Genomic DNA, 13,891 nt, shown 5'->3' with positions numbered 1-13,891 from the left:
TGCAAATGTTGCGAATATTGCGGTGTAAACAACTTCCGATTAGTTACTGGTGAGTACGCCAAAAAGTACGCGCGTACTGCAACTTTGCGAGCCGGCCATCTCCCGAAGCGGCGCTCCGCGCCGGTCCACATCGACACCCGGGTTTCCGACCCCGGATCCTGCCGTGGTGAGCGGAATCACAGCGATCCGCCCGCAGATCACGTGCTCGCAGCGTCCACCCGGCCGACTGCTTCGGCGAACAAATCGGCGAATTCGACTTCGCTCAGGCCCTTTTCGGTCGAGTTGGCGACCAGCTGCACGGTGATCCCGTCGACCACGGCATAGCCCGCCAGCGTGCGCGACGCGGCCGTCCGACCCCCGGGATATGTGGTGGTCGCCACGGAACTCACCATCAGCGACAGTGAGGTGGGCAGGGCCGGCGGCGTCAGTCGGCGGTTCTGGTTGAGCACGGTGGTCCCGGCCGTACTGCCCTGTGTGATCGTGATCGTGAACTGCGCGCATTCGCCGACACTGACCCGCACATCGGCGTCGATATCCCGGGGCACCGTCGTCACCAATTCGGTGATGGTGCCGCCCGCCGGTGATTGCCATGCCGACACCGCCGCGTTGGAGACGTCGAGCTGATCGTTCAGATCGGCATCGGCGGTCGGGCGGCACTGCGGCGGATCGAACTGCGCCGAGCCCGCCGACTCGAGGGCGGCCGCGTTCTGCCTTTGCAGGTCGATGATGCTCAGTTCGGCGGGTTGATAGCCCTTGGGAAACTCGCGGGCGGGCAGCAGGAGCGCGGCAGGTGTGTTCGACGAGGACTCCGGCGGTGCCGACGACTCGGACGCCGGAGAGGCGTCGTCGGAACATGCGGTACCGAGCAGACACAGAGATGTGAAAACAATCGTCATCACAGACAGCTTCCCCCGCATTCCCACAGCCTAGACATCGCCGCCTGCGGTGTTCGATCGGTAACCTGCGCTGGTCCCGCGCCGCGCCGCATACCCTAGGAGAATGTCCAAGACCTACGTCGGCGCACGTCTCCGGCAGTTGCGCTCCGAGCGCGGCATGTCGCAGGTTGCGCTGGCGCAGTCACTCGAGATCTCTCCGTCCTATCTGAACCAGATCGAGCACGATGCCCGGCCGTTGACGGTTCCGGTCCTGCTCAAGATCAGCGAGGTCTTCGGGGTCGACACCGGGTTCTTCAATTCTCAGGACAACGCCCGGCTCATTGCCGAGATGCGCGAGGTGATGATGGACGAGGACCTCGACGCGAATGCCGACGCCCAGGAGATCACCGACCTGGTCACCACTCATCCCGATATGGCCAAGGCCATGGTCAATCTGCATCGCCGGTATCGGATCGCCACCGAACAGCTCGCTGCTGCCACCGACGAACGCGGCGACGGCACCATGAGGGGTTCCATCAGTGCACCCCACGAGGAGGTTCGGGACTACTTCTATCAGCGCCGCAACTACCTCCACGAACTCGATGTCGCCGCCGAGGAGCTCACGTCCCGGATGCGGATGCATTCCGGTGACGTCCGGAGCGAGATCGCGAACCGTCTGCAGAACGTCCACGGCGTCCAGATCGTCCGACGCGTCGACCTCGGCGACACGGTCCTGCACCACTTCGACCCCGAGACCCGGCGCCTGGACATCTCCGGCCACCTCTCGCAGGGTCAGCGGGTGTTCAAGATGGCCGCTGAACTGGGTCACCTCGAATGCGGTGACCTCATGCGAGAGATGGTCGACGAGGGCAACTTCACGTCCGACGAGGCCCGCGCGCTGGCACTGCTCGGGATGGCGAACTACTACGCCGCCGCTGCGGTCCTCCCCTACTCCCAATTCCACGGCGCGGCCGAGGACTACCGCTACGACATCGAACGGCTCTCCGCGTTCTACGCGGTCTCATACGAGACGATCTGCCACCGGCTCTCGACGTTGCAACGGCCCAACCTGCGGGGTGTCCCGTTCACCTTCGTCCGGGTCGACCGCGCGGGCAACATGTCAAAGCGGCAGTCCGCCACCGGTTTCCACTTCTCCAGCAGCGGCGGCACGTGTCCCCTGTGGAATGTGTACGAGACCTTCGCCTCGCCAGGCAAGATCCAGACCCAGATCGCACAGATGCCCGACGGCCGCAACTACCTCTGGGTGGCGCGCACCGTCGAGCGCCGCGCCGCGCGCTACGGCCAGCCCGGCAAGACTTTTGCGATCGGACTGGGTTGCGAGCAGCGCCATGCCGCGCGACTGGTCTACTCCGACGGTCTCGAGATCGGCCCACAGGCCAATGTGACACTCATCGGTGCGGGTTGCCGCGTCTGCGAACGGATGAACTGCCCGCAACGTGCGTTCCCGGCACTCGGGGCAAAACTCGACATCGACGCGCACCGCAGCACAGTGTCGCCATATCTGGTGCAGTGAGGCGGCTAGACCGGGTCGAGGATCCGGCGTAGAAACTGTTTTGTCCGTTGGTGTTTCGGTTCGGCGAGGATCTCGGCCGGCGGACCCTGTTCCAGCACGATGCCGCCGTCGACGAACAACACCTGGTCGGCGACCTTCTGCGCGAAGTGGATCTCGTGAGTCACCACGATCATCGTCCAGCCCTGGGTGGCAAGGTCTTTCATGACCCCGAGGACCTCCCCGACGAGTTCGGGATCCAGCGCGGACGTCGGTTCGTCGAACAGCATCAGCGTGGGTTTGAGCGCCAGCGCCCGGGCGATCCCCACGCGCTGTTGTTGTCCCCCGGAGAGTTGATGCGGGTACTGGTCCCGTTTGTCGGACAGACCGACCTGGGTCAGTAGCGCCTCGGCTTCAGCGACGGCCTCCGCGCGTGGTCGCTTCTGGACGATCACCGGACCCTCGATGACGTTCTCCAGCACCGCCTTGTGTGGAAACAGGTTGTGACCCTGAAAGACCATGCCCGACTGCGCGCGGTATTTGACGAGTTGCGCCTTGGGTACCGGTTTGTCGAAGTCGACGGAAACATCGCCGATGGTGATCTGCCCGCCATCCGGCACGTCGAGGGCATTGAGCGAGCGCAAGATCGTTGTCTTGCCCGACCCCGACGGACCGATGATCGTGGTCACCGAACCGGCCCGGACGGTGAAGTCGATGCCGCGCAACACGTGGTTGTCGCCATACGATTTCTGCAGACCGGTCACGGTCACGAGGTTGCCCGTCTCGCCGGTGGGTTTCGGCGGGGGTCCAGGAGTTTCGGTCATTTCGCCACGTACCTATCCAGTCGGATCTCGATGCGGCCCTGTACCGATGACAATACGAGGCACACAACCCAGTAGTACAGGGCCGCGGTCCCGTACAGGGCGAAGAACTCGAAGGTCGGCGCTGCCGCGATCTGGGCGGTGCGCAGCAGTTCTGTCACCAGGATCGTCGAGGCCAGCGAGGTGTCCTTGACCAGCGAGATCAACGTGTTCGACAGCGGTGGGACCGCGGTGCGAAGCGCCTGCGGCAAGATGATGCGCCGCAACGCGACCGGATAGCTCATGCCGATCGTCTCGGCGGCCTCCCACTGCCCCTTCGGAACACTGCTGATGGCCGATCTGATGATCTCGGCGGCATAACCACCGACGTTGAGACTGAAGGCGATTGCCGCTGCCGGGAACGGATCGATGAGGATGTTCAGTTCCGGGAGCGCATAAAAAATGATGAAAAGCTGGACCAACAGCGGGGTACCGCGAATCAACGAGATGTAGACCCGCGCGACTGACGACAACGCCCGATTCTTGGACATCCGCGCCAACGCCACACCGAGCGCGATGATCAAACCGAAGAAGAAGCTGATCGCGGTCAACGGGATGGTCACGGTGATGGTGGCCTTGGCCATCGGCCACAGGTTGTCCGCAATCAGTTCCCACGTACTGGGCGCGGTCTTCGGCTCCGACGTGCCTGCGGCATTGGCATCCAGATAGGCCTGGGAGATCGCCGCGAGGGTGCCGTCACTCTTGAGCTCTTCGAGCGCCGCGTCGATTTCGTCGATCAGCCCACTGTCTTTGCGTGCCGCGAAGGCCTGCTCGCTCTTCTCCCCGATGTTCGCCGCGATCTTGATGCTGGTGTCACCGGTGGTCGCCTGATAGGCGAGAACGGACAGGCTGTCGTTCACCGTTGCCTGTATCCGCCCTTGGTTGAGCAGCTTGATGGCCTGGGTGAAACCCTCGACCGACTCGACGTTGGCTCCGGCATCCCGCGCCACCTGCGCCCAGTTGCTGGTCTCGGACTGCGCCGTGGTCTTGCCCTTGAGATCGGCAAGCGAGGTGATCGAGTTGTCGTCCGCCCTCGTCACGATCACGCCTTCACCGATCGCATACGGCGTCGACAGATCGTATTTCGCCTTGCGTTCGTCGGTGATCGTGACCTGGTTGGCGACCACGTCGAACCGGTCGGATTCCAGTGCCGCGAAAATGGAATCCCATGGGGTCTCGACGAATTCGACCCGGAGACCCATCTTCTCGGCGACCGCCTTCGCCACGTCGACGTCGTAGCCGACGAGTTGGCCGGTGGCCGGGTCGTGGTAGCTGAACGGCGGGTACGTACCCTCGGTCCCCACCCGCAGCACGCCCGACTCCTTGAGTCGGTCAATCCCGGTGCCGTCGTCACCGCCGCAACTCGCCAGCACCGACATCGCGGCGAGCACACCCACGAACACGATCAGTATCCGACGCACTGATAGGACTTTAGTCCCCCAACGAGCAGGTCGGGGAAGGCCACCACCGACGCGCCGGGCCTGAGGCGGGTGCGGTCGGCGCCCGGGTACGGCGAGCGGTGGTGATCCGGCGTTACTCAACACTCCTTCCGCTAGGTTGGCAGAGGTGACCACACCACGCATCGACCCCGGGAATTTCCGTCAGCTCGGGCCCTTCAACTGGGTGTTCAGCCGCGGGGCCGCCCGCGTCATCGGAGTGCCGGACGCGCACATCTTTTCGACGCTGGGGCGGGCCAAGGGCCTGTTCCGGGGATGGCTGCATTTCTCGAGCCGGATGATGCCGTTCGGCAGACTTTCTCGGCACCACGCCGAAATGGTGATCATCCGGACCGCCCATCTGCGCAACTGTCAGTACGAGCTCGACCATCACAAGCGGCTCGGCCGGCGGGCCGGTATCGACGAGGCCGAGTTCTCACGGCTACTTCAGGGCCCCGAGGCGGGCTGGTCCGGGGTTGACGAGGCCTTGCTCCGCGGCGTCGACGAGTTGGTGGGCACCAAGGACCTGAGCGATGCCACCTGGAAGGACCTGACCTCCCACCTCGACGAGCGTCAGCTGATCGAGTTCGTCCTCCTTGTCGGACAATACGATTCCCTCGCCACCACCATCGGAGCCCTGCGGATCCAACGAGACTTCTGAGTACTTCATCAATAGCGGCTATCGCTGAGCGCCAGTGGCGGGTAGGCCGTGGATGGCTCACCGTCCACGGTGGCGCCACCGAACTGGAGCATCGCCCGCACCGCGCCGTTCACCTGGGCCGGGTAATTCAAGATCGGCTCGGACACTGCATCGAGGCGCTGGATCTGCTCCGCCGTCAGGGACAACTCGAGGGCGGCCAGGTTGCCGGTGAGGTGCTCGATCCGCCGAGCACCGATGATCGGCACGACGGTGCCGATGCGCCCGCGTAACCAGGCCAGCGATACGGCAGATGCACTGGTCCCCAACTCGTCCGCGACCGCAACAACGGTGTCGATCACCTCGAACTCCTCCTCGCTTGGACCACCGACAAAGACGGCGCGGACCGAATCGAGGACCTCCGTGCCACGGCGGTATTTGCCGGACAGAAAGCCGTTTTTGAGTGGGCTCCACGGCACCAGTGCCATCCCCATATCCGCTGCGAGCGGCGCGATCTCACCCTCTACGGTCCGCGCCAGCAAGGAGTACTCGACCTGCAGCGCGATCAGGGGCGTCCAACCTTTGAGCATGGACATCACCTGCGCCTGAGCGGTTACCCACGCCGGGGTATTCGAGAACCCGATGTATCGGATCTTGCCGGCCCGCACCAGGTCGTCGAGGGTGCGCAGGGTTTCCTCGATCGGAGTGTTCCGGTCCCAATTGTGCAACCAGTACATGTCGAGGCGATCGGTCTTCATACGTCGCAGGCTCTCATCGAGCTGGGCGATGATCGATGCGCGGCCGGCACCCCCGCCGTTGGGATCACCGGGATGGAGATTGGTGAAGAACTTCGACGCCAACACCACCCGATCGCGTTGTCCGGGACGGGACGCGAAGTAGTCGCCGAGTATCGCCTCTGAGTGGCCATTGGTGTAGAAGTTCGCGGTGTCGATGAAGTTGCCCCCCAGGTCCAGATAGGTCGAGAGGATCTTCTCGGACTCTTCGACGCTGCACCCGGCGCCTCCCGGATCCTCACCGAAGGTCATGGCTCCGAGCGCAAATGGGCTGACGCGCAGCCCTGAGCGGCCCAGTGTGACGTAGTGGTCGAGTGACATGGTGACTCCTGAATCCTGTTGGAAATGCTGCAATCCGGTCACTCTCCACTGAACTCCGATTGCCACCGCGACGGTAGATCAATCCTCTCCCAGTCTTGCCCAATCCTGCCGGATGTGCCTGAAATAGGTTGCCTGAGCCGCCTCCGGGATGCTTGTGTTGGGCATGGACGAATCCGCCGGACTCCTGGCCGAGATCTGCCAACGCATTGAAGCGGCAGCGCGGTCCGACATGCGAACCACGATCGATGGGTTGCTGCTGTCCAGGGTCGACACTGCCACACCGGACCATTCACTGACCGAGCCGCTTTTGGTGGTGATGGCCCAGGGCGGTAAACGACTCTTGCTGGGCGAGAAGGTATTCGAGTACCATGCCGGTCAGTGCCTGGTCGTGACTGCAGACCTTCCGGTCACGGGCCACTTCATCGGCGCGAGTGCGCGCACTCCCGCGCTTGGTGTCGGCCTGAGGCTACGTCCGGGCAGTATCGCCCCGCTGTTGCTGCAGACCCCGGCCGAGGCCTGGGGGCGCAACAAGACCGGCAGGCCGGCGATCACCACCAGCGAGGCCCAGCCGGTGTTGCTGGATGCGGTGGTCCGGATGTTGCGACTGCTCGATCGCCCTTCGGATGCCCAAGTCCTGGCACCATTGATAGAGCAGGAAATCCTCTGGCGCCTACTCACCGGTCCGCACGCCGATGCGGTACGCCAGATCGGGTTGCCAGACAGCGACCTCGCCCACATCAACCACGCCATCAGATGGATCCGTGGAAACTATGCAGAACCGGTGCGCATCTGCGACCTGGCAGGCATGGCCGGGATGAGCACGTCGACGTTTCATCGGCGCTTTCGGGCCATCACGGCGATGAGTCCGCTCCAGTTCCAGAAGAACATCCGCCTACAGGAGGCGCGCACCCTGTTGCTCGCCGATGCCGGCGACGTCACCGGGATAGCCCATCTCGTCGGATATGACAGCCCGACGCAGTTCAACCGCGAGTACCGACGAATGTTCGGTGCACCACCCGGCCAAGACGCCAAACGCCTTCGCGCACTGGATATCGCTCATGACGGCCGCCGTCTCCCGTGATGGGGGTCAACTCGTCGCGTGAAGATCCTTCGCTGTCGGCGACTTCTCGACGGACTCCGGATCGGGATTCGTACCGAGAAGTCGATCTGCGGTTCCCGCGGTGGTCACAGTGAACCAGTAGTGCTCGTTTTTGTAGTGGTGGAATCGGTGATGTCGCCAGGCCGCCCGGTAGAGGCGACTCCTGGGTTTGTAGTCGGTGTGGATCAGGTAGTGCGTCCACTCGTAGATCAACCCGAGAAACCCGAGGGTCACCATGAACGTCAAACCCAATCCCGTTCTGCCGAAGGCAAACAGGCCGAGCGCGATCGCCACCGGCAATATGAGACAGAGCACTTGCCAGGGAATGAAGATCAGCGGGACGTCGCGCGGATTGTTGTGGTGCTCGCGGTGTTTGCGCGACAGCAGGGTGTCGATCTTCAGGCCGGCGACGGTCCGGGGTCGCCAGTGCAGGATGCAGACGTGAATCACCCACTCCGCAAACGGGAATGAAACGATCATCACCACCGGGACGAGCGCATCGGTCCAGGCGAAATCACCGACCAGAATACGGGCGATAGCCGACGCACCCAGGAAGACGATGATCATCCACGGTGACGGGTACCCGACGAACTCACCAAACGCGCTCCATAGCGAGACCTTCCGGCGATCCCTGCGCCTCGGCGCCGCTTGTTCAGTCACCATCGGGGGCCTCCCGGAGCAGGTCTTCCATCTCGGTGAACGCCGACATCAGAGTTGTGGTGGCGGGTTCGAGCAGAACGGTCGCGGCGCGGGCCGCCGCGTTCGGATCGCGTCGTTCAACGGCGGCGACTATCGCGCGATAGCCATCGGAATTCCCGACCTCCGCCGACAACGCACCCGCCAGCGCCGGGAGCGCAGGTTCGTACGCCGCCCGCATCGTGTTGTACATCAAACGGAACGCAATCGAATCCGCGCCGTCCACCAACGCGTCCCAGAAGTCCAGCGCGACAACCTGTTGTTCGATGGGGTCGACCAGATCGGCGAGCCTGGTCGCGGCCTCGCGCACGGCAGCGATTTGAGTGCTGTTCGCACGTAGCGCCGCCAACTCGGCCACCTTGGGCCCGATGTGGGCCCTGGCCTCGATGACCGAACGGGCCACTGACACATCGAGTTCGCCCTGCCTGATGAGCAGGCGGGGCAACAGGTCGAGGCCACCGAACTTCCGCACATCCCGGACCGTGGTGCCATCACCCTGCCTGATCGTGACAAGGCCGGCAGCGGCCACCCGCTTCAACGCCTCCCGCACCGCAGGCCGTGACACACCGAGCACCCGCGCGAGTTCGCGTTCGCTCGGCAACGACTGACCGGGAGCCAGATCACCACTGAGAACGCCTTCGATGATCTGCTCGAAGACGTCCTCGGGGACGCTGCGGTGTTCGATCGGCTGGAACGGCATGCTTCGACGGTAGAACCGTCAGCGGTAAGAGGTCAAGTGGTCTTACCAATCATCTGCAGTACCGTAAGCGCATGGCCGACCGCACCCACGTCCACGCTTTCACCGACGATGCACTGGGCGAGCACGATGCGGTGTCATTGGCGGCCGCCATCGCGGCCGGTGAGATCAGCGCCGACGAAGCCGCCGCCGCGGCGATCGCCCGCGCCGAAACTGTCGAACCAGACCTCAATGCGCTGGTCATCAAGGACTTCGACCGGGCTTTGGCAGCAGCGAGAACACCGGCGACCGGGGTGTTTGCCGGTGTCCCCACGGCCATCAAGGACAACAGTCACGTCGCCGGCCTGCCTACCGCATCCGGCTCGCGAGCGGTCCGACCGACACCGAAAGCGGCCAACGAACCGTACGTCGACCAATACCTGTCGACCGGTATGACGATGCTCGGCAAAACGCGTCTACCCGAGTTCGGCTTCAACGCCACCACGGAATTCGTCTCTGCGCCACCCACCCGGAACCCTTGGCACACCGGCTACTCCTCGGGTGCGTCGTCCGGTGGTTCGGCGGCACTCGTGGCCGCGGGCGTGGTGCCGATCGCGCATGCCAACGACGGCGGCGGCTCGATCCGGATTCCGGCTGCGGCCTGCGGATTGGTCGGCCTGAAGATGACGCGCGGCCGCGAAGTCCAGTCGATACAGGGCAAGGCGATGCCGATCGACATCATTTCCAACGGCGCCCTGACCCGAACGGTGCGTGATACCGCCGCATTCGTTGCCGCCATCGAGAAGTACCGGCCTGCAAAGAAACTACCCCCGATCGGGTCCGTCCACGGCCCGTCGGACCGTCGGCTGCGGGTCGGTCTGGTCCTCAACTCCATCGTCGGGGATCCGACCGACAGCGAGACCAAGACTGCCGTCGTGCAGACCGCGGAACTGCTGGAGTCACTCGGCCATGAGGTCTCGGAGATCGCCGTGCCCACCGACCAGACGTTTGTCCGCGACTTCGTGCACTACTGGGCAATGATGGCGTTCTCCATGAAGTACTTCGGCAAACAGGTCACCGGTGACAGGTTCGACAGACGCGAGCTCGATCCACTCACGGCGGGATTGGCCCGTGACTTCCTGCGACGCCCCTGGCTGACGCCGGCGTCGATCCGCGGGCTCAAGCGCAGCGAGAAGCAATACCGGGCGGCATTCTCCGACCTCGACGTGGTGCTCTCCCCCGTGCTGGGCCACACCACACCTGAACTCGGATTCCTCTCGCCCGCACTGGGTTTCGACGTGATGTTCCCGCGTCTGGTCAACTACGTCAGCTTCACGCCGCTGAACAATGCCGCCGGCAGCCCGGCGATCTCACTGCCCATGGGTCGCACCCGGACGGGACTACCCATCGGCGTCCACTTCTCGGCAGCACACGGCGACGAGCGCACCCTGCTCGAGCTCGCGTTCGAACTCGAAGCGGCCAAACCCTTCGCCAGGATCCAAGACCAGGAGCGCTCGACTGCGTACCGAGCTCTCTAGGCCCGCGCACCATGACCATCGAAGTTCGTCCGGCTTCAGCCTTCTCCGATGTCCGTACCCTGGTCGGCCCGAAGTCACCGGGGGCCAACGTCTGCTGGTGCCTGAGCTACCGGATCCCGTCCAAGCTCAACAACGAGCTTCGCGGGTCTGCCCGCGGTGAGTACGTCGCCGAGCTGTGCCGAGCCGAGCCCCCGCCCGGGGTGCTCGCCTATGACGGTGACGAGCCGGTCGGTTGGGCGGCCGTGGCGCCACGCTCGGACACCTCCTTCGCACGCAGCCGTAGGATCCCTTGCGTTGACGACCTGCCGGTCTGGTCGCTGTGGTGTATCCGCGTCCGTCCCGGTCATCGCAAAAAGGGGATCTCTCACGCCCTGATTGCCGGCGCGGTCGAGTTCGCCCGCGCCCACGGCGCACCGGTGATCGAGGCATACCCGCTCGACAACGGTGGTGCCAAGGTCGACCTGACGATGGCGTACGCCGGGATCCGGAAGAACTTCGAGCGCGCCGGGTTCAGCCACGCCGCCGACACCACCTCGGTGTTGGCCGGCCACCCCAGAGTCCTGATGCGGCTCGACCTGCGCTGATAGCTCAGCCCGGCGACTCAACGTCCGGCATGACGGTGGTCAGTGATCGAAGCAGTCGCTCAGATAGACCTCAGTTCGTGCTCGCCAGCGCGAACGGCAGTACCTCCGAGACTCCGGCGCGGCGTAGCTGCCGAGCCGCCATGGTCAATGTCCACCCGGTATCGGCAAGGTCGTCGACCAGGAGCACCGGTCCGGTGAGCGCGGCAACGGTCGCCGGGTCGGGATCATTCCATGCGTTTGCCAGGCCGGCCACCCGATACGCCGAGTTGGCGGCCGTCACCGGTCGGTGTTCTGGTGAGTAACGCAATGTCCCGAGATTGGTCAGACGTCCCAGTTCGGACAGCCGATCGACCACGGACCCGATCAGGATCGGATGCGAGTCCGAATCCAGCCCCATGATTGCAGTCGGCCGCGTCTGCCACGGCCACGCGGCGAGAACCGCCACCGCGGCGCGCACAACCTCTTCGGGAGCAGGCGCGTCGGGCTCATCCAGCAATCGGCGCAATCGGGTACCCCATCCGAGGTCACTGAGTCGACCGATCACGCGGCCCGTCGAGGGTCCATCCGAGATCTTGCCCGACAGTTCGACACCCAGCTTCTTCATACCCGTCGGCCACTGCTTGCGGGGTGCCAGCTCGACACCGGGACGCTGCAACTGTTCGCGCGCCGCGTCCAGCGACTTGCCGTCGACCGTTGCCGAATACCGTTGGCCCGCACAGTTGTCGCATCGACCGCATTTGCTGTCGGGGATCAGATCGGGATCGTCGAGCTGAGCACGCAGGAACACCATCCGACAGTTGGGGGTGTTCTGGTAGTCGAGCATCGCCTGCTGTTCGCGCTTTCGGGCCATCTCGAGCTTCTCATAGCGGGCCTCGTCATACGCCCATGGCTGACCCGTCCCGATCCAGCCACCCTTGACCCGCTTGACCGCACCATCGACGTCGAGCACTTTGAGAACCATCTCGAGTCGTGAGCGACCGAGGTCGACCAGCGGTTCGAGTGCCTGGGTGGACTGCGCCCTATCGGAATCCAGAACCTCGATCACCCTGCGTACCAACGTTTCCGAAGGGAATGCCACCGACGCGAAGTACCGCCAGATCTCCTGGTCCTCACTTCCCGGCAGCAAGATCACCTCGGCGCTGGCCGTCGAGCGGCCGGCACGGCCGACCTGCTGGTAATAGGCGATCGGCGACGACGGAGCCCCGAGATGGATGACAAAGCCGAGGTCGGGCTTGTCAAAACCCATACCGAGCGCGGAGGTGGCGACCAGCGCTTTGACCCGGTTGGCCATCAGGTCAGCTTCGAGCTGCTCCCGCTCGCCCGAATCGGTGGCACCGGTGTACGCGGCGACCTTGTGTCCGAGATCGTTGAGCAGGGTCGCGACGTCACGAGCCGCGGACACCGTGAGGGTATAGATGATGCCCGACCCCTCGATCGAATCGATATGGGCCGCAAGCCATGCCACCCGTTCAGCCGACGTCGGAACCTTCACCACCGACAGATGCAGCGATTCCCGATCGAGTCCGCCGCGCAACACAAGTGTGTCGCCGCCGCCGACACCGAGCTGCGCCGCCACGTCGTCGACAACCCGGTCATTGGCGGTCGCCGTGGTGGCGAGCACCGGCACGTCGGTCCCGAGTTCGGCGACAAGCGTCCGGATCCGGCGGTAGTCGGGGCGGAAGTCGTGACCCCAATCGGATACGCAGTGCGCCTCATCGACCACCACCAAACCGGCATCCGCGGCCAGTGCCGGCAGTACGTTGTCGCGGAAGTCCGGATTGTTGAGCCGCTCGGGGCTGACGAGCAGAACGTCGAGATCGCCACTGTTCACGCGCTCATGGATGTCGTCCCACTCGGTGACATTTCCCGAGTTGATGGTCGCCGCTTTCACCCCGGCCCGTTCGGCCGAGGCGACCTGGTTGCGCATCAGCGCAAGCAGCGGCGACACGATGACGGTCGCGCCGCGACCTTCGGCACGCAGCAGCTTGGCGGCGATGAAATACACCGCCGACTTGCCCCAGCCGGTCCGCTGTACCACCAGCGCCCGTCGTCGTTGAACAACCAATGCCTCGATCGCGGTCCACTGGTCGTCGCGCAACGTGGCGCCCGGTCCGGCCAGTTGCTCGAGGATGGTCTGAGCCTGCTCGCGGGTGGCGGTGATTCCAGTGGTCATGTGCCCATGGTGCCCTGCCACCCCGACAAGGGTCGTCAGCGGCATGCGAGCGAACGACGGTCACCTGCCATGACCCGCCAGATCACGAGTCCGCAGATACCGATCACGACGAACGACACATTCGCCAGCACTCCGGCCAGATGCACGTGCGCGTCACTGGACACCGCAGACATGTCGAAGATCGAGGCGGCCAACCCGCGCATCACTGCGATTTCGCTTCCGACCAGCACCAACAGCGTCGCAAGGCGATGCCAACGGCCGGGCAGCTCCGCCAGGCAGACCAGGACGCATATGACGGCTGCGGCGAGCAGCAGGGCCCCGGTGACAATTTCGTAGGCCAGAAACAACGGCCGACCCGCGAGCAGTGTGGCATCGACCGGCAGGCCGGTGCGCCACCCCGACGCCCACGCGAAGTGCAGACCGGCGAAGGCTGCGCACAGGATCGCCACCACGCACGCCAACACCCGGAACTCCACGGTGTTCTGAGGTCGTTTGATCACAGAACCAGCGTCACAAGCACAGCTGCCCGAAGACAACCGACAAATGGCTGGCCTTGACCAGGACATCGGCGGCGCGGATTCACCACCACCACCTCCGGTGGCGCGAGTTGTCGCGCCCGGGGCAGGTACATCAGATAGAACCACAACACCAGCAGCGGAAACGACAGAGCCGACACAAGGACAGACTGGAGC

The 13,891-nt window shown here is 64.4% G+C and carries 13 protein-coding genes; 5 read left to right on the top strand and 8 right to left on the bottom strand.

The genetic code is table 11. The annotated features are described in order from the left end of the window. Window positions 1-197: 197 nt before the first annotated feature. The gene (locus AC1D75_RS20360; RefSeq protein WP_495517145.1) at window positions 198-896 is read right to left on the bottom strand and encodes a hypothetical protein; all 699 of its coding nucleotides are present in this window, start codon (window positions 894-896) and stop codon (window positions 198-200) included. A gap of 103 nt (window positions 897-999) precedes the next feature. On the opposite strand from AC1D75_RS20360, the gene ramB reads away from it, so the two are divergent. Continuing rightward, window positions 1,000-2,409, top strand: a complete 1,410-nt coding sequence (ramB, locus tag AC1D75_RS20355; RefSeq protein WP_495517144.1) for an acetate metabolism transcriptional regulator RamB — start codon at window positions 1,000-1,002, stop codon at window positions 2,407-2,409. A gap of 5 nt (window positions 2,410-2,414) precedes the next feature. On the opposite strand, the gene AC1D75_RS20350 is transcribed toward ramB, so the two are convergent. Then, a complete protein-coding gene (locus AC1D75_RS20350) occupies window positions 2,415-3,209 on the bottom strand; it encodes an amino acid ABC transporter ATP-binding protein (RefSeq protein WP_495517143.1) in 795 nt (264 codons plus the stop codon). Next, entirely contained in the window at window positions 3,206-4,624 is a 1,419-nt protein-coding gene (locus AC1D75_RS20345; RefSeq protein WP_495517662.1) for an ABC transporter permease subunit, read from the bottom strand. The genes AC1D75_RS20350 and AC1D75_RS20345 overlap by 4 nt, the downstream gene beginning before the upstream one ends. A gap of 187 nt (window positions 4,625-4,811) precedes the next feature. On the opposite strand from AC1D75_RS20345, the gene AC1D75_RS20340 reads away from it, so the two are divergent. After that, window positions 4,812-5,342, top strand: a complete 531-nt coding sequence (locus tag AC1D75_RS20340) for a carboxymuconolactone decarboxylase family protein (protein WP_495517142.1) — start codon at window positions 4,812-4,814, stop codon at window positions 5,340-5,342. Window positions 5,343-5,350: 8 nt separating this feature from the next. Here AC1D75_RS20340 and AC1D75_RS20335 read toward each other — a convergent pair whose 3' ends face one another. Continuing rightward, entirely contained in the window at window positions 5,351-6,433 is a 1,083-nt protein-coding gene (locus tag AC1D75_RS20335) for an aldo/keto reductase (protein WP_495517141.1), read from the bottom strand. Between the two features lie 163 nt (window positions 6,434-6,596). On the opposite strand from AC1D75_RS20335, the gene AC1D75_RS20330 reads away from it, so the two are divergent. Then, complete coding sequence (locus tag AC1D75_RS20330; RefSeq protein WP_495517140.1) at window positions 6,597-7,514, top strand: AraC family transcriptional regulator; 918 nt, start codon at window positions 6,597-6,599, stop codon at window positions 7,512-7,514. A gap of 6 nt (window positions 7,515-7,520) precedes the next feature. On the opposite strand, the gene AC1D75_RS20325 is transcribed toward AC1D75_RS20330, so the two are convergent. After that, the gene (locus tag AC1D75_RS20325; protein WP_495517139.1) at window positions 7,521-8,195 is read right to left on the bottom strand and encodes a sterol desaturase family protein; all 675 of its coding nucleotides are present in this window, start codon (window positions 8,193-8,195) and stop codon (window positions 7,521-7,523) included. Continuing rightward, window positions 8,185-8,928 (bottom strand): FadR/GntR family transcriptional regulator, encoded by a 744-nt coding sequence (locus AC1D75_RS20320; RefSeq protein WP_495517138.1) that lies wholly within the window; start codon window positions 8,926-8,928, stop codon window positions 8,185-8,187. The genes AC1D75_RS20325 and AC1D75_RS20320 overlap by 11 nt, the downstream gene beginning before the upstream one ends. Window positions 8,929-8,999: 71 nt before the next feature. On the opposite strand from AC1D75_RS20320, the gene AC1D75_RS20315 reads away from it, so the two are divergent. Both AC1D75_RS20315 and AC1D75_RS20310 read left to right on the top strand, forming a co-directional pair. Next, window positions 9,000-10,442 carry an amidase gene (locus AC1D75_RS20315; RefSeq protein ID WP_495517137.1) on the top strand — a complete coding sequence of 481 codons (1,443 nt, stop codon included), beginning with the start codon at window positions 9,000-9,002 and terminating at the stop codon, window positions 10,440-10,442. An 11-nt stretch (window positions 10,443-10,453) separates the two neighbouring features. After that, window positions 10,454-11,026, top strand: coding sequence for a GNAT family N-acetyltransferase (locus tag AC1D75_RS20310; protein ID WP_495517136.1), 573 nt, complete (start codon window positions 10,454-10,456; stop codon window positions 11,024-11,026). Between the two features lie 70 nt (window positions 11,027-11,096). On the opposite strand, the gene AC1D75_RS20305 is transcribed toward AC1D75_RS20310, so the two are convergent. Both AC1D75_RS20305 and AC1D75_RS20300 read right to left on the bottom strand, forming a co-directional pair. Further along, a complete protein-coding gene (locus AC1D75_RS20305) occupies window positions 11,097-13,199 on the bottom strand; it encodes a RecQ family ATP-dependent DNA helicase (RefSeq protein ID WP_495517135.1) in 2,103 nt (700 codons plus the stop codon). A gap of 35 nt (window positions 13,200-13,234) precedes the next feature. Continuing rightward, window positions 13,235-13,699, bottom strand: coding sequence for a hypothetical protein (locus AC1D75_RS20300; RefSeq protein WP_495517134.1), 465 nt, complete (start codon window positions 13,697-13,699; stop codon window positions 13,235-13,237). Window positions 13,700-13,891: the final 192 nt, after the last annotated feature.

The organism is Williamsia sp. Y712 (genome assembly GCF_059445525.1).
Note: the sequence above shows the minus strand (reverse complement) of the source record. Positions and strands in the feature narration are given on the sequence as shown.

Coding starts and splice junctions, on each gene's coding strand:
- AC1D75_RS20305 (WP_495517135.1), bottom strand. CDS start 13,199: ATGACCACTGGAATCACCGCCACCCGCGAGCAGGCTCAGACCATCCTC.
- AC1D75_RS20330 (WP_495517140.1), top strand. CDS start 6,597: ATGGACGAATCCGCCGGACTCCTGGCCGAGATCTGCCAACGCATTGAA.
- AC1D75_RS20310 (WP_495517136.1), top strand. CDS start 10,454: ATGACCATCGAAGTTCGTCCGGCTTCAGCCTTCTCCGATGTCCGTACC.
- ramB (WP_495517144.1), top strand. CDS start 1,000: ATGTCCAAGACCTACGTCGGCGCACGTCTCCGGCAGTTGCGCTCCGAG.
- AC1D75_RS20315 (WP_495517137.1), top strand. CDS start 9,000: ATGGCCGACCGCACCCACGTCCACGCTTTCACCGACGATGCACTGGGC.
- AC1D75_RS20345 (WP_495517662.1), bottom strand. CDS start 4,624: ATGTCGGTGCTGGCGAGTTGCGGCGGTGACGACGGCACCGGGATTGAC.
- AC1D75_RS20350 (WP_495517143.1), bottom strand. CDS start 3,209: ATGACCGAAACTCCTGGACCCCCGCCGAAACCCACCGGCGAGACGGGC.
- AC1D75_RS20325 (WP_495517139.1), bottom strand. CDS start 8,195: ATGGTGACTGAACAAGCGGCGCCGAGGCGCAGGGATCGCCGGAAGGTC.
- AC1D75_RS20360 (WP_495517145.1), bottom strand. CDS start 896: ATGACGATTGTTTTCACATCTCTGTGTCTGCTCGGTACCGCATGTTCC.
- AC1D75_RS20320 (WP_495517138.1), bottom strand. CDS start 8,928: ATGCCGTTCCAGCCGATCGAACACCGCAGCGTCCCCGAGGACGTCTTC.
- AC1D75_RS20335 (WP_495517141.1), bottom strand. CDS start 6,433: ATGTCACTCGACCACTACGTCACACTGGGCCGCTCAGGGCTGCGCGTC.